Here is a 20463-nt window from a genome sequence, read left to right as displayed (position 1 = left end):
CTGGGGGAGGAGTCCGTCGGCCCCTCCGATGCACCGATCATACTTCCGCATATGCGAGGTGTTAGTCCCCTGTGGCATCGCATGAGCAGGGTTCGATACGGATGGGGGTGGGCATGTGCGTTTTCACGGGAGGCGCCTGCGGTGGCTGTTCATGCGCGGTCGATGTGGACGTTCGTCGACTTCACGCGGGCGGTGGCCTCCATGCCGACCTCCAGGCCGAGTTCCTCGACGGCTTCCCGGGTCAGGAGGGAGACCAGGCGGTGGGGTCCGGCCTGGATCTCGACCTGGGCGGCCACGTCGCCCAGCTTGATCGCCGTGACGATGCCGGGGAAGGCGTTGCGGGCCGAGGTGTACGGCGTGTCCTCGTCGGAGCTCTGGGCCTTGGCGAGCTCCACCGAGAACGCGGCCAGGTCCCGCCCGTCGATGAGCCGCCGCCCGCTGTCGTCGCGGTGGGTCGCCACCCGGCCCGCGTCCGCCCAGCGGCGGGCGGTGTCGGGGCTCACGCCGAGCAGCCGCGCCGCCTGGCCGATTGTGTAGGACTGCATGCCGGTCACGATAGGCGGCGAAGGGGAACGGCGAGGTGGGGTTGGCCGTTGAGTGTAACGCGATATAGCGTTAGTTTGTCGAGCGATGGGGTGTCCGAGCGGGCGCCCGGGAGATCGGGGTGGAGCCATGGCCGGAGAACTGTTGCGCACCGGTGTGTCGCCGGAATCGGAGCTACGGGCCTCGCATGCGGACCGGGACCGCGTCGTGGACGTGCTGCGCATCGCCGCGGGAGACGGCCGGCTGACCGCCGAGGAGCTCGACGAGCGCCTGGAAGCCGCTCTGTCCGCGCGCACGATAGGTGAACTGGCCGCTCTGACGGCGGACCTGCCGTCGGTGGCGGACGGGGGTGCGGTCGAGGCCAAGGGCGTCGTCCGGATCGAACAGAAGGGCGCTTCGGCACGGCGCGGCGAGGGCTGGGTGGTGCCGCGGCGGATGGAGATCCGCTCCGACTGGGGCGAGGTCACGCTCGACTTCACCGAGGCCGTGATCACGTACGACACCCTGCGCATCGACCTCGACATGCGCGGCGGCGCCCTGAGGCTGGTGACCCGGCCGGGCGTCGTGGTGGACACCGACGCGCTGGTGACGAACTACGCCAAGATCAAGACGCGTCGGGCCGCCGTGTCCGGTGCCCCCGTGGTGTTGCGCGTCGAGGTCACCGGAGAGCTGAGTTTTGGGCAGGTCGAGGTGCGTCCGCCGCGACGCGGGTTCGGCCGGAAGGCGATGCGCGACTGAGAGGCGGGCCCGGGGCTCGCGGGCTCGGCCGGGGTGCGTTGCTCAGCCCGTGTGGACGCGCGGGCGGCGGACCCGGTCCGGTTCCGCCTCGCGCAGGACCTCTCGGGTGACCGGGGCGACCTCGCCCTGGCCGAAGAGGAAGAAGCGCAGGAAGTTGGCGAAGGGGTTGCCCTCGGTCCACTCGAAGTAGATGTGCGGGGTGCGGCCGGTGGTGTCGCGGACGTGCAGGAGCAGGGCCGCCAGGGCGTTCGGGATGGAGGAGGACTCCAGGGTCAGGACGCGGTAGCGGTGGTGCAGGACCTCACCGCGCACGGTCAGGCCCGCCTCGAACTCGGAGGGGTCGAGGACGGTGACCTCGACGAAGACGAAGTCCTCCCCGGGGATGTCGTTGTCCTGCTGGATCTGCTCGATCTTGTCGCGGTACTCGGCCTGGTCCCGCTGGTCGGGCTCGTTGGCGATGAACCGAATCTTGCGGCTGGCCATGTCCCTGATGAAACGTTCCGCCATGTCGTCCAGCGTCACGCTGGTCACGCGCAGCTCGAAGGCGCGGGCCAGCCGGGACAGCAGGGAGAGCAGGATGATGCCGGCGATGAAGCAGGCGCCGATCTTCACGCCGTCGGGGCGCTCGATGACGTTCACCACCGTCGTGTAGAGGAACACCGCGGAGATCACGGCGAACGCGACGGTCCAGGTCCGCTGACCGGCCTTGCGGGCGGCGATGGTCACCGCGATCGCGGCGGAACTGATCAGCACCAGGACGCCGGTCGCGTAGGCACCGCCCTGGGCGTCGACGTCCGCGTCGAAGATCCAGGTGACCAGGAAGGCGACGAGGGTGAAGACGATGACCATGGGGCGCACGGCGCGGGCCCAGTGCGGGGCCATGCCGTAGCGGGGCAGGTAGCGGGGCATCAGGTTGAGCAGCCCGGCCATCGCCGAGGCGCCGGCGAACCACAGGATGGCGATCGTCGAGACGTCGTAGACCGTGCCGAACGCGTTGCCGAGATAGTTGTGCGCCAGGTAGGCCAGCGCGCGGCCGTTGGCGTTGCCGCCCGGTTCGAATTCCTTCTCCGGTATCAGGAGGGTGGTGATGAAGCTGGTGGCGATCAGGAACACGCTCATGATCAGGGCGGCCGCGGTCAGCAGCTTCTTCGTGTCCCGGATCCGGCCGACGGGCTTCTCCTCGGTGTCGCCCGGGTCGCCCTTGACGTGCGGCATCACGGCGACGCCGGTCTCGAAGCCGGAGAGGCCGAGCGCGAGCTTGGGGAAGACGATCAGGGCCACGCCGATCATGACGAAGACGTTGCCGTGCTCGGCGGTCAGGGCGCTGGACCAGTCGGTGATCACGTGGCCCGCGGTGACGACGTGCCACAGGCCGACGATCACCACGGCGACGTTGAGCGCGAGGTAGAGGCCCACGAGCGCGACGGCGACGCCGATCGCCTCCAGGAAGCCCTTGAGGAAGACCGCGCCGAGCAGCGCCACGAGGACGAGGGTGATCAGCAACCGCTGGTCGTGGAGGGTGCTGGTGAGGTGAGGATTCTCCACGAGGTGGGTGGAGGCGTCCGCCGCCGACAGCGTGATGGTGATCAGGAAGTCGGTGGCGGCGAAGCCGAGCAGGGTGAGGACGAACAGCTTGCCCTTCCAGAAGGACAGCAGCCGCTCCAGCATCGCGATCGAACCCTCGCCGTGAGGGCTCTCCTCGGCCACGCGCCGGTACACGGGCAGGGCGCCCGCCAGGGTGACGATCACCAGCACGATGGTCGCTATGGGTGACAGCAGGCCGGCTGCGAGGGCCGCGATGCCCGGCTGGTAGCCGAGGGTGGAGAAGTAGTCGACACCGGTCAGGCACATGACCCGCCACCACCGCTGGCCCTTGTGCGCGGGTTCCGGTGCGGCGTGTGGTCCCTGGTGGCCGCCGCCTTTCCCCATGTCGGACAGGCCCTCCAGCATCCATGAGCGCAGGCGACTGGTCGGGGGGTGTTCGGTGGTGGCCATCGGGCGTGCTCCTGGGGTGCGGCTCAGCGTGTGGCTGAGGCCCTCACGCGTACGGCGCGACCAGCGTAAGCGGAGAGTGACGCTCGGGCCCGCGGATGAGGAGGCTGAGCGCGTCAAGCTTGCGTTAAGACCGGCCGGGCGTGCTCCACCGGCTGCGGTCCCCGCTGTTCTCGGCGACCGCTCGGCGTCTTGTTCCTGCTCCCAGGGCCACCTACAGTGCAGCTCCGTAACGTTCGCCAGATCAACCGAATGTTTCGCACCTTTCGCGACGCTCGAAGGGACTGACGCGCATGCGGACGTACGACAATCCAGTGATCGCCGGCTTCCATCCGGACCCCAGCGTGTGCCGGGTGGGCGAGGACTACTACCTCGTGTGTTCCAGCTTCGAGTACGTCCCCGGCGTCCCCCTCTTCCGCAGCCGTGACCTCGTGCACTGGCGGCAGATCGGCAACGTGCTGGACCGGCCGGGGCAGTTGGAGCTGCCGGACGACGCCGTGGCCTCCGGAGGTATCTACGCCCCGACGATCCGGTACCACGACGGCCGCTTTTACATGATCACGACCAACGTCTCCGGCCAGGGCAACTTCCTTGTCACCAGCGACCGTCCCGAGGGGCCGTGGTCCGACCCGGTGCGGATCGACCTGCCGGGAGTCGATCCCGACCTCGCGTGGGACGAGGACGGCTCCTGCTGGTGTGCCGTCTCCGGCGTCCGACTCGCGCGCATCGATCCCGCGACGGGAAAGGTGCTGGAAGGGCCCCTCCCGGTGTGGTCCGGGACGGGGCTCCAGCATCCCGAGGCGCCGCACCTGTACCGCGTCGGCGACTGGTGGTACCTCATGCTCGCCGAGGGCGGCACCGCGCACGGCCACGGCGTCTCCATCGCCCGCGCCCGCTCCCCGCGCGGCCCCTACGAGCCGGCGCCGGCCAACCCGATCCTGTCCCACCGCGGCACCGACCTGCCGATCCAGTGCACCGGCCACGCCGACCTGGTTCAGGCACCTGACGGCACGTGGTGGATGCTGCTCCTGGGCACCCGCCCCCGCGGCTTCTTCCCGTCCTTCCACGTGCTGGGCCGCGAGACGTTCCTGGCGCCGGTGGAATGGGCGGACGGATGGCCGCGGGTCGGCCCGGTGCGCGAGCGGCATCCGGCGCCGGCCGCCTGGCATCCCGTCGAACTCCCGCCGGAACTGGACGACTTCGACGCCGAGCACCTGGCGCCGTACTGGCTCTCGCCGCGCAGCAGGCCGGAGGGTTCCTGGTCGCTGAGCGAACGGCCGGGACAGCTGACCCTGCATGCCACGGGGGACAGTCTCGACCGGCCGGGCCACACCTTCGTCGGGCGTCGGCAGCAGCATTCCGACTGCCGGATCGAGGCCTGTCTGGAACCCGGAACGGGCCGCGCCGGCCTGTCCGTTCGCCTCGACGAGGCCCACCACTACGACCTCGAGGTCGCCGGGGGAGAGGTGAGCGTGATCGCCCGGATCGCTCCGCTGCGACAGCGCCTGGCACGTCAGTCGCTCGCGCCGGGGCCGGTCACGCTGGTCGTCGAGGTCCGTACGTCATCTCCCGTGCCGCCCACCGCCACGGTCCCCGGCGAGGAGGCCCCCGGAATCAGGCCCGGCGGCCCCGACACCATCGCCTTCCGGGTCGCGGACGGCGAGCCGCTGGCCGAACTCGACGGCCGCTATCTGTCCACGCAGGTCGCCGGGGGCTTCACCGGCCGGGTGATCGGCATGTACGTCACCGAAGGCAGCGCTTCCTTCGACTGGTTCGCGTACACCCCGTCGGGCTCGTGAAGCGGGCGCTTTCCGGAACAAGTCGGCGACGGACTCCCCCAACATTGCCCGCGTACAAGGGGTTGCCACCGTTTGGCAGCTGTCTCTAGGGTGCGGCAACAACGAACCTTTCAGGATCTACTCCGAAACTTTCGGTCCAGCGGACAGGCGTGGACGCGCCGTCCCGTACCCAAGGAGCGCAAAATGGGCGACCCGGCACTGTCCCGCCGCGGCTTCCTGGCGGCGTCCGCCGCGGCCGGGCTGAGCATGACGGCACTGAGCGGCTGCGGCGGCGACTCGGACGGAGGGTCGTCGGGGACGACCACCGTCGAGTGGTGGAACATCTCCACCACTGAGCCCACGAAGGGCGTCTGGGCCGCACTGGCCAAGAAGTTCGAGGCCCAGAACCCCAAGGTGAAGATAAAGATCGTCCAGTTGGAGAACGACGCCTACAAGTCGAAGATGACGGCGCTGACCGCCTCGGGGAAGCTCCCCGACATCTTCCACACCTGGGGCGGCGGCGTACTGAAGCAGCAGGTCGACGCGGGGCTCGTCGAGGACCTCACGGACCGGACGAAGGACTGGGCCGACGCTCTGCTGCCGGTCGCCAGGGAGCCGTACCTGCTCGACGAGAAGGTGTACGGCATCCCGTTCGACATCGGCATGATCGGCTTCTGGTACAACAAGGCGCTCTTCAAGCAGGCGGGCGTCAGCACGCCCCCCACCACCTGGAGCGGCTTCCTCGACGCGGTGAACAAGCTGAAGGCCAAGAGCATCACCCCCCTCGCCCTCGCGGGCAAGGAGAAGTGGCCCGGCATGTACTACTGGGCCTACCTCGCGATGCGCACGGCGGGCGCCGAGGCGCTGCAGAAGGCCAACGACGACAAGGACTTCACCGGCGACGACTTCGTCCAGGCCGGACAGCACCTGCAGGAACTCGTCGACCTCCAGCCGTTCCAGAAGGGCTTCCTCGGCGCCGCCTACTCCACGCCCAACGGCCAGGCCGCCACCGTCGGCAACGGCAAGGCGGCGATGGAGCTCATGGGCCAGTGGGCACCGGTCGTCCAGGCGGACCAAGGCAAGGGCCTCGGCGACGACCTCGGCTTCTTCCCGTTCCCCGCGGTCGAGGGCGGCAAGGGCGCCATCACCGAGGTGTTCGGCGGGGGCGGCGGCCACGCCCTGCGCCAGGGCGCTCCGCAGGCGGCCGTCGACTTCCTGAAGTTCTTCGCCTCCGAGGCCACCGACGTGGAACTGGTCAAGAAGACCGGCGTCCTCCCGGTCGTCCCGGCCGCCGAGAGCGCGCTCACCGACCCCAACATCCTTGCCGTACAGAAGCAGTTGAAGGGTGCCACCGGCTTCCAGCTCTACCTCGACCAGGCCTACGCGCCCGCCCTCGGCCAGGAGGTCAACGACAGCGTGGCCGCGCTCATCGCCGGCTCCAAGTCCCCCGAGCAGGTCACCGAGTCGATCACGAAGACCGCGAAGGAAGAGCAGTAGCCGACGTGTCCTCCACGACCCCCACCTTCCTGCCGGACAAACGGACCGGCCCCGACGTCGATCCCCCGCCCCCGGCCGCAGGCGCGGCCCGGGGGCGGGCCCGGCGCCGCGCACTGAACTGGCTCACCGCGGTCGGCTTCCAGCTCCCCGCCCTGGTGCTGTTCGGCGTCCTGGTGCTGCTGCCGATCCTGTTCGCCCTGTACGCCGCCTTCTTCCGCTGGAGCGGCTTCGGCATGCCCTCCGACTACATCGGCGGCGACAACTTCACCCGGCTCTTCCAGGACGAGGTCTTCCTGGGCGACCTGTGGCGCTGCCTGGTCCTGGTGCTGCTGTCGCTCGCCCTCCAGCTGCCGTTCGCGCTCGCCATGGCCGTCCTGCTCAACCAGAAGGTGCGCGGCCGGGCCGTCTACCGCATGCTGTTCTTCGCGCCGTACGTCCTGTCCGAGGCCATCACCGGCGTGCTGTTCAGCATGATCTTCGCCCCGGACGACGGCCTCGCCGACCGGATCCTGGGCGGCATCGGCCTGGACGGGCTGGGCGGGGAGTGGTTCGCCGATCCCTCCACCGTCATGGCGACCCTCTTCCTCGTCATGACCTGGAAGTACTTCGGCTTCCACATGATGCTCTACCTGGCCGGACTCCAGTCCATCCCGGCCGAGTTGACCGAGGCGGCGCTGATCGACGGCGCGAACGCCTGGCAGCGGTTCCGGAACGTCACCCTGCCGCTGCTCGCGCCCACCCTGCGGATCAGCGTCTTCCTGTCCGTCATCGGTTCCATCCAGCTCTTCGACCTGGTGTGGGTGACCACCGCGGGCGGCCCCGACCACCACTCCGAGACCATGGCCGTGACCATGTTCCAGTACGGCTTCAAGCGCTACCAGGTCGGCTACGCCAGCGCGATCAGCGTGGTCATGTTCGGCATCAGCCTCGTCTTCGCCCTCGCCTACCAGCGGTTCGTGCTCCGCCGCGACCTCGAAGGGGCCACCACGACCATGCGAGGAGGCGGGAAGTGACGACCAGGTCCCCCAGCAGAAAGCGCGGGAAGACCTTCCCGGTCCACGTCGTCCTCGTCGCTGTCGGCGCAGTGATGGCCGTACCGCTGCTCTACGCGGTCTTCTCCGGCTTCAAGTCCACCGACCAGCTCTCCGGCAACCCGATCGGCCTGCCCGACCCGTGGGTGACCTCCAACTACACCGGCATCCTCGGTTCCGGCTCCTTCTGGCAGTTGCTCGGCAGCAGCACGCTGATCGCGGTGGCGACGACCGTCATCGTCGTCGCGGTCTCCGCGCTCGCCGCGTTCTCCTTCGCGCGGTTCGCCTTCCGCGGGCGGGAGTTGCTGTTCACGCTGTTCACGATGGGGCTGATGTTCCCGTTCGCGGTGGCGGCCCTGCCGTTGTTCCTGCTGCTGCGCTCGATGGGCCTGCTGGACAACCCCCTCGGCGTGATCCTCCCGCAGGCCGCCTTCGGACTGCCGATGACGATCATCATCCTGCGCGGCTTCTTCCGGCAGATCCCCGGCGAGCTGGAGGAGGCGGCCACGCTCGACGGCTGCAGTCCGTTCGGCTTCTTCTGGCGGGTGCTGCTGCCCATGGCGCGGCCCGCCCTCGGCACCGTCTCGGTCCTCGCCGTCGTCACCAGCTGGAACAACTTCTTCCTGCCGCTGCTGGTGTTCACCGACTCCACGTGGTGGACCATCCCCATCGGCGTCCAGCAGTTCCAGGGCCAGTACTCCGCCGACACCGCCCGCGTCTTCGCCTACCTCGTGCTGGCCATGGTCCCCGCCCTCGCCTTCTACTCGGTCGCCGAGCGTCAGCTCGTCGGCGGCCTCACCGCCGGCGCCACGAAGGGATGACGCGCGCCCGCGGACGTACGGCTCACACCCACATCCGACCGTGAGGAGTCGCACCATGCGCACCATCCGTACGACGCTCCGCTCCCGCACCCGGCTCAGACTCGCCGGCGCCCTCGCCGCCGTCCTGGTCGCCGCCGGGGTCGCCACCGGCCCGGCGGCCCAGGCGGGCGAGGAGCACGGCAAGCAGCCCACCCTCGCCGACCTCGCCCAGCGCCACGGCCGCTACTTCGGCAGCGCCACCGACAACCCCGAGCTCGTCGACGAGCCGTACAAGGCCCTCCTCGGCAGCGAGTTCGACCAGATCACCCCCGGCAACGGCATGAAGTGGTACGCCACCGAACCCCAGCAGGGCGTCTTCGACTGGACCAAGGGCGACGAGATCGTGAACCTCGCCCGGGCCAACCACCAGAAGGTGCGCGGCCACACCCTGGTCTGGCACAGCCAGCTGCCCGGCTGGCTCACGAGCCGCGAGTGGACGGCCCCCGAGCTGAGGGCCGTACTGAAGAAGCACATCCAGGCGGAGGTACGGCACTACCGCGGCAAGGTCTTCGCCTGGGACGTCGTCAACGAGGCCTTCAACGAGGACGGTACTTACCGGGAGACGATCTTCTACAAGACGCTCGGCCCCGGTTACATCGCCGACGCGCTGCGCTGGGCCCACCAGGCCGACCCGCGCGTCAAGCTGTACCTCAACGACTACAACATCGAGTCCATCGGCCCGAAGAGCGACGCCTACTACAAGCTGGCCAAGGAACTCAAGACACAGGGCGTCCCGCTGCACGGCATCGGCCTCCAGGCGCACCTGGCGCTCCAGTACGGCTATCCGACCACGCTGGAGGACAACCTCCGACGCTTCTCGCGGCTCGGGCTGGACACCGCGCTCACCGAGGTCGACATCCGTATGTACGTGCCCGCGGACGAGGCGAAGCTGGCCACGCAGGCGGAGTGGTACCGCGACCTGACCGAGGCCTGTCTCGCGGTGCGCCGCTGCGTCGGCATCACGCTGTGGGACTACACGGACAAGTACTCGTGGATCCCGGCGTTCTTCGAGGGCGAGGGCGCGGCGCTGCCGTGGGACGAGCAGCTGGCGCCGAAGCCGGCCTACTTCGCGATCAGGGAGGCGCTGAAGAAGTAGGGCGCCGCAGGGCAGGGACCCGTTGCCGGGCGCCGGAGAGTGGGGCGCCCGGCAACGCCTGTTGTCACGCTGGGAGGAGCGGTGCCGTGCTCGCTCGCACCACCAGTTCCGTGCCCAGTTCCACCCGCGGCGAGTCCGGCTGTTCGTCGCGGGCCAGCCGGAGCACCGTGCGGACGGCGAGCTTGCCCATGTCGGCGAGTGGCTGGCGGACCGTGGTGAGAGGCGGAGCCGACCAGCGGACTTCCGGAAGGTCGTCGAAACCGACCAGGCTCATGTCCTCCGGAACCCTCAGCCCGCGCCGCCGCAGCGCCTCGATCGCGCCGAGCGCCATCTGGTCGCTGGCCGCGAACACCGCGGTCGGCGGCTCGGGCAGGTCCAGCAGAGCGGTGCAGCCGGTGAATCCGGACTCGGGGTGGAAGTCGCCGGGCACGACGAGGGAGTCGTCGACCGCGAGGCCGGCGCCCTCCAGGGCCGCGCGGTAGCCGTCGAAGCGGGCCCGGGAGCACAGCAGCCGGCGCGGACCGGCGATCAGGCCGATCCTGCGATGGCCCAGCGACAGCAGGTGCTCGGTGGCCGCCATGCCGCCCGACCAGTTGGCGGCGCCGATGGTGGGCACGTCGAGGGCGGGAGAGCCGGCCGGGTCGACGACCACCAGCGGGACGCCGAGGATGCGCAACTCCTCGTGCAGTACGGGCTCCAGCGCCGAGGTGACGAGAATGACGCCGTCGGAGGCGCGGGCCCGCAGATTGCGCAGCCATTCGCGGGCGTCGCCGGCGCGCCCGTGGATCGCCGACACCACGGTGCCGACCCCGGCCGCGTGGGCGACCTCCTCGACTCCCCGGATGATCTCCACCGCCCAAGGGCTGTCGAGGTTGTTGAAGACGAGGTCGAGCAGGGCGGCGCGGGTGCCGGGGGCGACCGGGCGCTTGCGGTAGCCGTGTCGTTGCAGCAGGTCCTCGACCCGGGCGCGGGTCTGCGGCGAGACGTCGGACCGGCCGTTGACGACCCGGGACACGGTCGGCACCGAGACCCCGGCCCGCCGGGCGATCTCCGTGATCGTGACCTTGCCCCGGGCCTGCGGCCCGGTCTCGGCGTCGGCCTCGTGTGCTGCCACTTCCCCACCTCCGTCGACGCGCTCTCGAAACTTCCAGGAGTCTTCCGGAAAGAGGGTGACCATGGGAAGGGGCCGTGCCACGAACGGCATCACACACGGCGGACTACGGGGAGTGACCGACCCCGGACATGCGTCGGGGCCGGTGCGCAGTCGCTGGCTGCGAGCCGGCCCCTCATGTTCTCCGGGCGATCCGATGATCCGGCGGACCGCCCGCTGCCGCCCTGGTCTAGGCGGCCGTCATCACCTTGCCGGTGCCCAGCGGGCGGCGCGGGGCGATGACCCGGCCGTCCGGCAGGAGCTCACCGGTGTCCTCGAAGAGCAGAACGCCGTTGCACAGCAGGCTCCATCCCTGCTCCGGGTGGTGCGCCACGAGACGGGCGGATTCCCGGTCGGCGGAGTCGGCTGTCGGACACGGTGGCTGGTGCTGGCACATTGGTGGGATCTTTCGCTCTGTCGTGACGGATGAGATGGCTGTTGTGTCTGTTGCGCGGCTTGAAGCGTCGTTCATGGCCGCCCCCCGTTGTGATGTGTCGGTCGGAACCCAGTGTTGCCCCACGGGCGTCAATCCGCAGGGATTTAGCAGCACCGCTTCTTCACAGGTTGATGACGCACCACCCGCTCGGACGGTTCACTCCAACTGCACTGTCACTTTGGGTGGTTGGCGGTGACCGAATGGAGCTAGTCCGGACGGGCCGGAGGCCGGCCCGGCTCTTACGAGCCATAAAGCGCTCGTAAGAGCGAATTGGCCACCGTTGGCCACCGCCGAAACTCCCCAAGAGCCTAAGGGCACTCGAAACAGCGGCGTACCCCGCTCCCCGGAATTCGGGAACGGGGTACGCGCGTCGGTGTGAGGGGGATTCTCAGGCGGGCGAACCCAGCAGCGGCGCCGGAGTCACCCGATGAGTCAGCACCGGCAGCAACTCGGCGACCTGATGCGGACGGTGGGCGGCGATGCCGGGCGGCGCGGGCGCCAGCGGGACGAGCAGGTCCGTGGCGGCGGGGTGGCCGGTGGCGCCGTCGGCGGTGCAGTCGCCGTGCAGCCAGAGCGCGAGCATGTAGAGGCCGGGGATCGACAGCAGACGCGGCTGGTAGGGCTGCGCGACGGTCTCGGCCTGGCGCAGCGCGCGCTCGGTGGCGGCGACGTACGGACCCTCGAAGAACCGCGAGAACGCCCAGCCGTCGGGGGTCAGCATGGTCTCCGCCGCGGCCACCGCGCGGTCGCCGCAGCGGATCAGAAAGCGCCAGCCGGCCAGCCGGGTGGCGGGGACGCCCGCGCTGTCCACGCCGTCCAGGACGTGCACCGGCAGCGGCAGCTCGGGTGTGGCGGGTCCCTGGGCGTGCAGCAGGGAGGGAGTTCGGGCCTCGCGGACCGCGGTGGGGGAACCGAGGGCGGTGAGGACGGAGCGAAGTGCGGGCGCGGGAGCCGGGGGGACGTGCAGGGGCATGGTGGGTCGCCTCTCTCGTTCGACAGGCACGGTGGCGCGAGGGCGGGGCTGGGGGCGGACGACGCTGTCAGCTCACGGGGTCAGAGAGGCGGGGGCCGTGGTCCGATGGCGAGGGATGCGGAAGACGCCTGCCGTAGGTCACCTGACGGCAGTACCGAGGGCCGCGGGCGCCAGCCTTCTGCCTTGTTCGCGAAGTTTATACGACATATGTTCACACGGTGTTTCGTCTAGTCGTTTCCGACGAGTAGAGCAAGGGTTCATTCGGTCGGCGTTTCGCGGGAATCATCCCGATTCCGGGCCGACCGCGTGGCGATGACCTCGGAAAATGCCCGGCGAGCGGTCGGCCTATTCTCGTCGGCGTTTTTCACGAGCCCTTCGGGGCACTCGAATCCGCACAGTGCACCATGCCCGGTGAATGTGCCGCCGGTCATGTCGACAGCGTAGCGGGCCCCGGGTCGAGGCGGGACGTTATCGATCGTCCCGGCTGGGCATCATCCCACCTGACCCGGACATTGGCGGCCGGCGCATCGGCCTGCCCATCGCGAGGAAGGACGCTTCGATGGGGGAGAAGGTCGTGGCGGCGCCGTTCGCCCTGTCCGATCGCCAGCACTACCGCGACAAGCTGCGGCGGTGCCTGACGGGCCTGGAGCGACTCCTGGCGGAGAAGCGGTTCGATCGCCCGAAGAACCTCATGGGGCTGGAGATCGAACTGAATCTCACCGGTGCCGACGGCATGCCGAGAATGCTGAATGCGCAAGTGCTGGAGCGGATCGCGAGCCGCGATTTCCAAACAGAACTCGCCATGTTCAACCTGGAAGTCAACATAGCTCCACACCGGTTGGGCGGCCGGGTATTCGATCGGCTTGCCGAGGAACTCCGTACGTCGCTGGCATATGCCGACCGGAAAGCGGGAGAGCTCGACGCGGGAATCGTGATGATCGGCATTCTGCCGACGCTCGACCGCGACGACCTGGTCTCCTCCAACCTCTCCGACGTCGACCGTTACGCGTTGCTCAACGAACAGATCGTGGCCGCCCGAGGCGAGGACTTCGCCCTGGAGATCGACGGGGTGGAGCGCCTCAGCTGCACCTCGAAGTCGATCGCGCCCGAAGCCGCCTGCACGTCGGTGCAACTGCACCTCCAGGTCACCCCGGGCCGCTTCGCCGACGTGTGGAACGCGGCGCAGGCCGTCGCCGCCGCCCAGGTCGCCGTCGGCGCCAACTCACCGTTCCTGTTCGGCCGCGAGCTGTGGCGGGAGTCCCGCCCGCCGCTGTTCCAGCAGTCCACCGACACCCGCCCGCCCGAACTCCAGGCCCAGGGGGTACGGCCGCGCACCTGGTTCGGGGAGCGGTGGATCTCCTCGGCGTACGACCTGTTCGAGGAGAACCTGCGCTACTACCCGGCCCTGCTGCCCATCTGCGACGACGAGGAGCCGCTGGAGGTCCTCGACGCGGGCGGCGTCCCCAAGCTCGCCGAGCTCGTCCTGCACAACGGCACCGTCTACCGCTGGAACCGCCCGGTCTACGGCATCGCCGACGGGGTCCCGCATCTGCGCGTGGAGAACCGCGTGCTGCCCGCGGGCCCCACCATCACGGACGTCATCGCCAACGCGGCCTTCTACTACGGCGTCGTCCGGGCCCTCGCCGAGGAGTCGCGGCCGGTGTGGAGCAGGCTGCCGTTCGAGGCGGCCGCCGCCAACTTCGACGCCGCGTGCCGGCACGGCATCGACGCCCGCCTCACCTGGCCCCGGCGCGGACGATACGGCGGCACGGCCGAGGTCGACGCCGTCAGCCTCGTCCGCGACGAACTGCTGCCGCTCGCCGAGGCCGGCCTCGACGCGTGGGGAGTGGAGCCCGCCGACCGGGACCTGTACCTCGGCGTGATCGAGGAGCGGTGCCGGCGCCGGGTCAACGGCGCGTCCTGGCAGGCGGCGACCTTCCACCGGGCGCTGGAGACGGGGCTCTCGCGGGAGGCGGCGCTGGCCGCCACGACGCGGAGGTACCGCGAGCTGATGCACAAGGGGGAACCGGTGCACACGTGGCCGGTGGGCCTGCCGGAGCCGGTGCCACTGGGGTGAGGGCCGCGTCGGCCGCCCGAGAGCCGAGGTCCTGGACACCGTACGGCGGTGTGTGTGCGGGGGTCGCTGTCGCCCGCCCCAGATTGATCGGGCAAGCTGTGACGTCCCAGGACGGTGATGCTGGAGGCAGGTGTGCAGTCGGAGGCGGGCCCGGTGGCTGAGTCTTTTCCCCATGAGCGGCCCTTGAGGCGGATCCTCCGGGACGAGACGCTGCTCGTCCTGGGCGTTTCGCTCGGCGCGAGTGGTGTGTCCGCCCTGATCAGCTTTGTCGGATCGGTCACCAAACCCGGCGGCCTCAAGGACCAGGCGGCCACCCTCAACGCCTCGGCCGCGCCGGGCCGACCCTGGCTCGATCTCGCCTGGCAGCTGTTCGGGATCGCCTCCGCGCTCGTGCCCGTCGCCCTCGTCGCGCACTTCCTGCTGCGTGAGGGGCAGGGCCTGCGCACCCTCGGCTTCGACCGCACCCGGCCCTGGCCGGACCTCGGCCGCGGGGCCGCGATCGCGGCGGTGATCGGCAGCACCGGTATCGCCTTCTACCTGGCCGCACGCGGCCTCGGCTTCAACCTCACGGTCGTGCCGGAGGCGCTGCCCGACGTGTGGTGGAAGTATCCGGTGCTGATTCTCTCGGCCGTGCAGAACGCCGTCCTCGAAGAGGTCATCGTCGTCGGCTATCTGCTGCGCCGGCTGGGCCAGTTGGGCTGGACGCCGGGCACCGCGCTGGTGGCAAGTTCCGTACTGCGCGGCTCGTACCACCTCTACCAGGGCATCGGCGGCTTCATCGGGAACATGGTGATGGGCGTGGTGTTCGTCTACCTCTACCGCCGCTGGGGCCGGGTGGGGCCGCTGGTGGTGGCGCACTCACTGCTCGACATCGGGGCGTTCGTGGGATACGCGCTGCTGGCCGGGAAGGTGGGCTGGCTGCCGACGGCGTGAGGACGTTCGAGGACTTCCTTGAGGGGTGTACGACGATCATGTACGCCCCTCTCGCGTTCGTACGCCCTCCTGCGCTGCTCAGACGAGCAGGTCGCCCTCGATCACGGTGACCGCGCGACCGCTCAGCAACGTCCGGTCGCCGCGCAGCTCGGTGCGGACACGGCCGGAACGCGGCGAGGCCTGCAGCCCGGTGAGGACGGGGCGGCCCAGGCGCTCCGACCAATAGGGGGCGAGGGCGGTGTGCGCGCTGCCGGTGACCGGGTCCTCGTCGACGCCGACGTTCGGGAAGAAGCAGCGGGAGACGAAGTCGTAGCCGCGTGAGGGGTCCTCGGCGCGGGCGGTGGCGATGATGCCGCGCTCGGAGTGGCGGCCCAGGGCCTTGAGGTCCGGGGTCAGGGAGCGGACCGTCTTCTCGTCGGCGAGTTCGAGCAGCAGGTCGCCGACGTTCGGACCGGTGTCGCGGACGGCGTGCGGCTCGGCTCCCAGTGCCTCGGCGACTCCCTCCGGGACCTCGACCGCGGTGAGCGGCGCCGTCGGGAAGTCCAGGGTGATCGAGCCGTCCTCGCCCGGCGTGGCGAGGAGGACACCGCTCCGGGTGGCGAACCGCACCGGGCCCTCGTGGACGCCGGTGCGGTGCAGGACGTGGGCCGTGGCCAGCGTCGCGTGGCCGCACATAGCGACCTCGTTGGTGGGTGTGAACCAGCGCAGCGCCCAGTCCGCCTCGCCGCCCTCGGGCAGGCGGTGGGCGAACGCGGTCTCGGCGTGGTTGACCTCCATGGCCACCCGCTGGAGCCGGCCGTCGTCCGGGAAGGCGTCGAGGAGGAGCACTCCGGCCGGGTTGCCGGCGAAGGGACGGTCGGTGAAGGCGTCGACGATTCGGATGTGCATGCCCTGACGCTAGGGGGGGCGTGGAGGGGCGGGCCAAGGCCAATTCCGGAACGCTGGACCGGTTTCTGGGGGCGCCGTCGAACGGCCGTCGCATCCGGGCCTTGCCATGCGAACAGTTCCGATATATCGTTGAGACATCGCGACAGATCAACGATGGAATGGAGTGATTGCGATGCGTTCCCATGGATTCGAGCGTGGACACGGTGGTGGCGGTCGTCAGGACCAAGGCGGTTTCGACGGTCGACGTGGTGCCTTCGGCCCCTTCGGGCCGGGCGGTCCCGGCTTCGGAGGACCGGGCTTCGGTCCGGGGCCCTGGGGTCACAGGGGTCGTGGCGGACCGCGGGGCAGGGCGCGGCGCGGTGATGTGCGCGCGTCGATCCTGGCCCTGCTGAAGGACCGGCCCATGCACGGTTACGAGATGATCCAGGAGATCGCCGAGCGCAGCGGCGGGGCGTGGAAGCCCAGCCCTGGTTCGGTGTACCCCACCCTCCAGCTGCTGGAGGACGAGGGGCTGATCACCAGCGAGAGTGAGGGCGGCAAGAATCTGTTCTCGCTCACCGACGCCGGCCGTACCGCGGCCGACGAGGGGCCCGACGCGCCGTGGGAGGAAGCCTCGCGCGGTGTCGACTGGGAGGCCCTTGGCGAGATCCGGCAGGCCGGCTTCGGTCTGATGGAGGCCTTCGGGCAGGTCTGGAAGACCGGCAGCAAGGAGCAGCGCGAGAAGGCGCTCGCTGTCATCAACGACACCCGCAAGAAGCTGTACCTGATCCTCGCCGACGAGGACTGATGGCCCGGCGGCCGGACAGCCGGTCGTACGGCCGGACCGTCCGTAGTGCGGCAGGCGCCCCGTGGAGCGATCCGCGGGGCGCCTTGCTGCGTGCGGCCGTCAGCTCACCAGTCCGGCCAGCTTGCGCAGCGACTCGTTCAGGGCGGCCGTCGCCGAGTCCTTGAGCTTGCCCGCCATCAGCGAGACGGCCGCGCCGGTGAACTCGCCGTCGATGCGGACCGACGTGGCGTCGCCGTCGGGCGTGAGGGTGTAGCGCGTGGCGACGGTCACGGCCATCGGGCCCTTGCCGCGGATCGCGAACACCCGGGCCGGCTCCAGCTCCTCGATGGTCCACTCGACCTCGGCCGGGAACCCCATGAGCTTCATGTTCTCCTGGAACGTCCCGCCCACGGCGAGGGACTCGGGGCCGCCCTTGGGGAAGCTGGTGTGGGTCGCGTTCCACTCGCCGTACGAGGACCAGTCGGTCAGCCGGTCCCAGACCTTCTCCGCGGGTGCCCCGATCCGTGCCTCCGCGCTGACTTCGGCCATGCGACCACCTCTTCGTGTCGGGCTACGGTGTCGCGGAACGTAGCCGCGCAGCCCGGAACATTCAATACTGATGAACCGTCAGATCTCTTCGTCTGTGCGAGACGTATGCATCCGGGCGAGACGTATGCATCCGGGCGAGACGTATGCGTCCGTGCGAAACGTGGGCGAGAGGGCGTGGCGCAAGGCGGCGCGCGCCCTTCGGGGAAAACAGCGTGATCTCATCCGCAAGGAGGAGATACGTCGCGCCGTGTCCCCTTCCCGTGGGACGTCAAAATGCTTCCTCCCGTGGATGACGCAAGGCCGGCGGGACTGATGGGGTAGGGGGTGTGCAACCCCGTATCCCCCGGCAGGCGGCCCACGAGCCCGCCGGTCGGCGCCCGGCCCACACGGACGACGATGCCAGGCTCAGTGCCGAACTGGCAGCGGTGGTCTCCGGTGCCCGGCGACGGGCGCTCAGGGACGGGGACCGGCAGGTCGACACGGCCCATCTGCTGCATTCACTGCTGGAGTCCGACCCCGAGGTGCGGGCCGTCTTCGACGGGGAACCGCAGTTCGCCCGCCTGCTCGGCTACCTCGTCCAGCGCAGCATCGGCTACGGCCTGCGCTGGCAGGGCAGCGTCGAGGACTCCGGCGCCGTACCCGTGGTGACGCAGGCCGAGGGTTACTCGCCGCTGGCCGCGGGCGCGATGGAGTACGCCCGCGCGCGGGCCGAACGGCGCGGCGGTGGGCCGGCCCACGGCGTCGACCTGCTCGCGGCGATCGTCGTGGACCCGCAGGCGCGGGCCGTCGAGGTGCTGGACCGTGCGGGGATCGACGCGCGTGAGGTGTTCGCACGGGTCGACAGCCGCCTGGAGACGGATCGCGCCTGATGAGCGCCCTCGGGGTAGTGCCGTCCAGCCGTTGAGACAGGTGTCAACAGGGATGACGCTCATGTCATCGCCTGTCATCATGTGCCGGTGCATATGTCTGAGAGCAGTCACGGCAGCCGGGGAAAGAGCGTCGGGCTCGGTCTCGCACTGGCGTCCGCGCTCGCCTTCGGCGGATCCGGGGTCGCGGCCAAACCACTGATCGAGGCGGGGCTCGACCCGCTCCACGTGGTGTGGCTGCGCGTCGTGGCCGCGGCCCTGGTGATGCTGCCGGTCGCCTGGCGCCACCGCGCGCTGCCGCGCCGCCGCCCCGCCCTGCTCGCCGGGTTCGGTCTGCTCGCCGTGGCCGGCGTCCAGGCCTGCTACTTCGCCGCGATCTCCCGGATCCCCGTCGGAGTCGCCCTGCTCGTCGAGTACCTCGGCCCCGCCTTCGTGCTCGGCTGGGTGCGGTTCGTGCAGCGGCGGCCGGTGACGCGGGCCGCCGCACTCGGCGTGGTCCTCGCGGTCGGCGGGCTCGCCTGCGTCGTGGAGGTCTGGTCGGGCCTGAGCTTCGACGCCCTCGGTCTGCTCCTGGCCCTCGGCGCCGCCTGCTGCCAGGCCGGCTACTTCGTCCTCGCCGACCACGGCAGCGCCTCGGGCGACCAGGCACCCGACCCGCTCGGGGTCATCGCGTACGGCCTCCTCGTCGGCACGGCCGTCCTGACCGCCGTCGCCCGCCCCTGGACCATGGAATGGTCCGTGCTCGCCCGCACCGTGGACATGGACGGCAGCCCGGTCGCGGCCGGTCTGCTGCTGACCTGGATCGTGCTAGTCACCACGGTTGTCGCCTATGCCACCGGCGTGCTCTCGGTGCGCCGGCTCTCCCCGCAGGTGGCCGGTGTCGTGGCGTGCCTCGAAGCGGTCATCGCGACCGTCCTCGCCTGGTTCCTGCTCGGCGAGCACCTCTCGGCACCGCAGATCATCGGCGGAGCCGTCGTCCTGGCCGGCGCGTTCATCGCGCAGTCGTCGGCGCCCGCCAAGAGCTCCCCGGAGCCGGTCGCCAGGGGCGGCACCGAAAGGGAGTTGTCGGCGCGCGGGACCGCCCCATAGGCTGCCGGATCATGCATACGAACGCACTCGTTCTTCCGCCTCCGGCCGCCTGAGGCGGGCCTCCGGACACCAGGGGCGGTCCTGAGACCCCCTGGGCTGAGCCCGGCATGCCGCCGGGCGGACGGTGCTGCCCGCAGAAGAAGTCCGTGGACCCCGCCGAGCGGGCGTCCTCCCTGAACTTCGGCGCATCGTGCGCATCTGCGGAGAGAACACGTGTCGCATACTGCTTCCGGCCTGCCCATCGGGCGAGGCCTCCTCTATCTGATCGTCGCCGGTGTCGCCTGGGGCACCGCGGGCGCGGCCGCCTCCCTGGCCTACCGGGCCAGTGACATCGGGCCCGTCGCCCTGTCCTTCTGGCGCTGCGCGGCCGGGCTCGTGCTGCTGCTCGCCGCCCGTCTCCTGCGTCCGGGCGGCGCCCGGACCGCCGTACGGGAACCGCTGCGTCGCAAGGCGCTGCGGGTCGGTGTCACAGGTGTCGGACTGGCCGTGTTCCAGACGGCCTACTTCGCGGCCGTGCGGTCCACCGGACTCGCCGTGGCCACCGTCGTCACGCTCGGCGCCGGGCCCGTCCTCATCACGCTCGGCGCGCGGCTGACCCTGGGGGAGCGGCTCGGGAACGGCGGGATCGTCGCCGTCGTCGGGGCGCTCGCCGGACTGGGGGTGCTGACGCTCGGCGGCGAGGACGCGGCCGTACGCCCGTGGGGCGTCCTGCTCGCGCTGCTGTCGGCGGCCGGGTACAGCGTGATGACCCTGCTCACCCGCCGGTGGGGCCGCGATGGCGGGGTGGACACCGCCAGTACGTCCGTGGGGGCGTTCGCGGTCACCAGCCTGTGCCTGCTGCCGCTCGCCCTGGCCGAGGGGCTGGTGCCGCACACCGCCGAACCGGCCCGCCTCCTGTGGCTGCTGGCCTACATCGCGGCCGTCCCCACGGCCCTCGCCTACGGCCTCTACTTCGCGGGCGCGGCCGTCGTCCGGTCGGCCACGGTGTCCGTCATCATGCTGCTGGAACCGGTGAGCGCGGCGGTGCTGGCCGTCGCCGTGCTCGGTGAGCGGCTCACCCCGGCCACGGTGGTCGGCACCTTGCTCCTGCTCGGCTCGGTCGCGGGGCTCGCGGTGGCGGAAGCGCGGGGCGCGGCGGAGCCGGAGGGGGAACCGGTGCTCGTGTGACGGAGAAGGGCCCTTCTGCGAGCGACGGGCCCCT

The 20463-nt window shown here is 70.4% G+C and carries 19 protein-coding genes; 12 read left to right on the top strand and 7 right to left on the bottom strand.

Annotation, left to right across the window (positions count from 1 at the left end; genetic code table 11):
* Positions 1–149: 149 nt before the first annotated feature.
* Positions 150–545 (bottom strand): helix-turn-helix transcriptional regulator, encoded by a 396-nt coding sequence (locus tag Q4V64_RS08480; RefSeq protein ID WP_124443933.1) that lies wholly within the window; start codon positions 543–545, stop codon positions 150–152.
* A 127-nt stretch (positions 546–672) separates the two neighbouring features.
* Here Q4V64_RS08480 and Q4V64_RS08475 point away from each other — a divergent pair, with 127 nt between their 5' ends.
* Positions 673–1281 carry a DUF1707 domain-containing protein gene (locus Q4V64_RS08475; RefSeq protein WP_124443934.1) on the top strand — a complete coding sequence of 203 codons (609 nt, stop codon included), beginning with the start codon at positions 673–675 and terminating at the stop codon, positions 1279–1281.
* Positions 1282–1323: 42 nt separating this feature from the next.
* Here Q4V64_RS08475 and Q4V64_RS08470 read toward each other — a convergent pair whose 3' ends face one another.
* Entirely contained in the window at positions 1324–3276 is a 1953-nt protein-coding gene (locus tag Q4V64_RS08470) for an APC family permease (RefSeq protein WP_124443935.1), read from the bottom strand.
* A gap of 290 nt (positions 3277–3566) precedes the next feature.
* Here Q4V64_RS08470 and Q4V64_RS08465 point away from each other — a divergent pair, with 290 nt between their 5' ends.
* The 5 genes from Q4V64_RS08465 (at position 3567) to Q4V64_RS08445 (ending at position 9535) form a co-directional block, all read left to right on the top strand.
* Positions 3567–5072 (top strand): glycoside hydrolase family 43 protein, encoded by a 1506-nt coding sequence (locus Q4V64_RS08465; RefSeq protein ID WP_124443936.1) that lies wholly within the window; start codon positions 3567–3569, stop codon positions 5070–5072.
* 183 nt (positions 5073–5255) lie between these two features.
* Complete coding sequence (locus Q4V64_RS08460; protein WP_124443937.1) at positions 5256–6548, top strand: extracellular solute-binding protein; 1293 nt, start codon at positions 5256–5258, stop codon at positions 6546–6548.
* A 5-nt stretch (positions 6549–6553) separates the two neighbouring features.
* Positions 6554–7561 (top strand): sugar ABC transporter permease, encoded by a 1008-nt coding sequence (locus tag Q4V64_RS08455; protein ID WP_124443938.1) that lies wholly within the window; start codon positions 6554–6556, stop codon positions 7559–7561.
* A gap of 74 nt (positions 7562–7635) precedes the next feature.
* On the top strand, positions 7636–8400 hold the full coding sequence (locus Q4V64_RS08450; RefSeq protein ID WP_253267300.1) for a carbohydrate ABC transporter permease: 765 nt from the start codon (positions 7636–7638) through the stop codon (positions 8398–8400).
* A 55-nt stretch (positions 8401–8455) separates the two neighbouring features.
* Positions 8456–9535 carry an endo-1,4-beta-xylanase gene (locus Q4V64_RS08445; protein ID WP_124443940.1) on the top strand — a complete coding sequence of 360 codons (1080 nt, stop codon included), beginning with the start codon at positions 8456–8458 and terminating at the stop codon, positions 9533–9535.
* 64 nt (positions 9536–9599) lie between these two features.
* Here Q4V64_RS08445 and Q4V64_RS08440 read toward each other — a convergent pair whose 3' ends face one another.
* The 3 genes from Q4V64_RS08440 to Q4V64_RS08430 all read right to left on the bottom strand — a co-directional run bounded on the left by Q4V64_RS08440 (position 9600) and on the right by Q4V64_RS08430 (position 12094).
* Positions 9600–10649, bottom strand: coding sequence for a LacI family DNA-binding transcriptional regulator (locus Q4V64_RS08440; RefSeq protein WP_124443941.1), 1050 nt, complete (start codon positions 10647–10649; stop codon positions 9600–9602).
* Between the two features lie 226 nt (positions 10650–10875).
* Complete coding sequence (locus tag Q4V64_RS08435) at positions 10876–11082, bottom strand: DUF5999 family protein (RefSeq protein WP_124443942.1); 207 nt, start codon at positions 11080–11082, stop codon at positions 10876–10878.
* A gap of 427 nt (positions 11083–11509) precedes the next feature.
* A complete protein-coding gene (locus Q4V64_RS08430; RefSeq protein ID WP_124443943.1) occupies positions 11510–12094 on the bottom strand; it encodes a hypothetical protein in 585 nt (194 codons plus the stop codon).
* Between the two features lie 559 nt (positions 12095–12653).
* Between Q4V64_RS08430 and Q4V64_RS08425 the strand changes: the two genes are divergently transcribed.
* Entirely contained in the window at positions 12654–14171 is a 1518-nt protein-coding gene (locus Q4V64_RS08425) for a glutamate-cysteine ligase family protein (protein WP_124443944.1), read from the top strand.
* 117 nt (positions 14172–14288) lie between these two features.
* Positions 14289–15104 carry a type II CAAX endopeptidase family protein gene (locus Q4V64_RS08420; protein ID WP_253267298.1) on the top strand — a complete coding sequence of 272 codons (816 nt, stop codon included), beginning with the start codon at positions 14289–14291 and terminating at the stop codon, positions 15102–15104.
* Positions 15105–15182: 78 nt separating this feature from the next.
* On the opposite strand, the gene Q4V64_RS08415 is transcribed toward Q4V64_RS08420, so the two are convergent.
* Positions 15183–15992, bottom strand: a complete 810-nt coding sequence (locus Q4V64_RS08415) for a PhzF family phenazine biosynthesis protein (protein ID WP_124443945.1) — start codon at positions 15990–15992, stop codon at positions 15183–15185.
* 172 nt (positions 15993–16164) lie between these two features.
* On the opposite strand from Q4V64_RS08415, the gene Q4V64_RS08410 reads away from it, so the two are divergent.
* The gene (locus Q4V64_RS08410) at positions 16165–16779 is read left to right on the top strand and encodes a PadR family transcriptional regulator (protein ID WP_124443946.1); all 615 of its coding nucleotides are present in this window, start codon (positions 16165–16167) and stop codon (positions 16777–16779) included.
* 99 nt (positions 16780–16878) lie between these two features.
* On the opposite strand, the gene Q4V64_RS08405 is transcribed toward Q4V64_RS08410, so the two are convergent.
* Complete coding sequence (locus Q4V64_RS08405; RefSeq protein WP_124443947.1) at positions 16879–17307, bottom strand: SRPBCC family protein; 429 nt, start codon at positions 17305–17307, stop codon at positions 16879–16881.
* 326 nt (positions 17308–17633) lie between these two features.
* Between Q4V64_RS08405 and Q4V64_RS08400 the strand changes: the two genes are divergently transcribed.
* From Q4V64_RS08400 to Q4V64_RS08390, 3 genes are all read left to right on the top strand, one after another.
* Entirely contained in the window at positions 17634–18176 is a 543-nt protein-coding gene (locus Q4V64_RS08400; protein ID WP_124443948.1) for a Clp protease N-terminal domain-containing protein, read from the top strand.
* An 81-nt stretch (positions 18177–18257) separates the two neighbouring features.
* Complete coding sequence (locus Q4V64_RS08395) at positions 18258–19262, top strand: EamA family transporter (protein ID WP_124443949.1); 1005 nt, start codon at positions 18258–18260, stop codon at positions 19260–19262.
* A gap of 213 nt (positions 19263–19475) precedes the next feature.
* Positions 19476–20429 carry an EamA family transporter gene (locus Q4V64_RS08390; protein ID WP_124443950.1) on the top strand — a complete coding sequence of 318 codons (954 nt, stop codon included), beginning with the start codon at positions 19476–19478 and terminating at the stop codon, positions 20427–20429.
* Positions 20430–20463 lie beyond the last annotated feature (34 nt).

Origin of the sequence: Streptomyces sp. NL15-2K (assembly GCF_030551255.1) — a bacterium.
In the GTDB taxonomy this organism is placed as follows: domain Bacteria; phylum Actinomycetota; class Actinomycetes; order Streptomycetales; family Streptomycetaceae; genus Streptomyces.
The sequence above is the reverse complement of the archived record's forward strand: the minus strand, read 5'-3'. Positions and strand labels throughout refer to the sequence as shown.

Coding starts and splice junctions, on each gene's coding strand:
- Q4V64_RS08475 (WP_124443934.1), top strand. CDS start 673: ATGGCCGGAGAACTGTTGCGCACCGGTGTGTCGCCGGAATCGGAGCTA.
- Q4V64_RS08430 (WP_124443943.1), bottom strand. CDS start 12,094: ATGCCCCTGCACGTCCCCCCGGCTCCCGCGCCCGCACTTCGCTCCGTC.
- Q4V64_RS08425 (WP_124443944.1), top strand. CDS start 12,654: ATGGGGGAGAAGGTCGTGGCGGCGCCGTTCGCCCTGTCCGATCGCCAG.
- Q4V64_RS08415 (WP_124443945.1), bottom strand. CDS start 15,992: ATGCACATCCGAATCGTCGACGCCTTCACCGACCGTCCCTTCGCCGGC.
- Q4V64_RS08480 (WP_124443933.1), bottom strand. CDS start 545: ATGCAGTCCTACACAATCGGCCAGGCGGCGCGGCTGCTCGGCGTGAGC.
- Q4V64_RS08435 (WP_124443942.1), bottom strand. CDS start 11,082: ATGTGCCAGCACCAGCCACCGTGTCCGACAGCCGACTCCGCCGACCGG.
- Q4V64_RS08470 (WP_124443935.1), bottom strand. CDS start 3,276: ATGGCCACCACCGAACACCCCCCGACCAGTCGCCTGCGCTCATGGATG.
- Q4V64_RS08410 (WP_124443946.1), top strand. CDS start 16,165: ATGCGTTCCCATGGATTCGAGCGTGGACACGGTGGTGGCGGTCGTCAG.
- Q4V64_RS08420 (WP_253267298.1), top strand. CDS start 14,289: ATGCTGGAGGCAGGTGTGCAGTCGGAGGCGGGCCCGGTGGCTGAGTCT.
- Q4V64_RS08405 (WP_124443947.1), bottom strand. CDS start 17,307: ATGGCCGAAGTCAGCGCGGAGGCACGGATCGGGGCACCCGCGGAGAAG.
- Q4V64_RS08460 (WP_124443937.1), top strand. CDS start 5,256: ATGGGCGACCCGGCACTGTCCCGCCGCGGCTTCCTGGCGGCGTCCGCC.
- Q4V64_RS08445 (WP_124443940.1), top strand. CDS start 8,456: ATGCGCACCATCCGTACGACGCTCCGCTCCCGCACCCGGCTCAGACTC.
- Q4V64_RS08465 (WP_124443936.1), top strand. CDS start 3,567: ATGCGGACGTACGACAATCCAGTGATCGCCGGCTTCCATCCGGACCCC.
- Q4V64_RS08450 (WP_253267300.1), top strand. CDS start 7,636: ATGGCCGTACCGCTGCTCTACGCGGTCTTCTCCGGCTTCAAGTCCACC.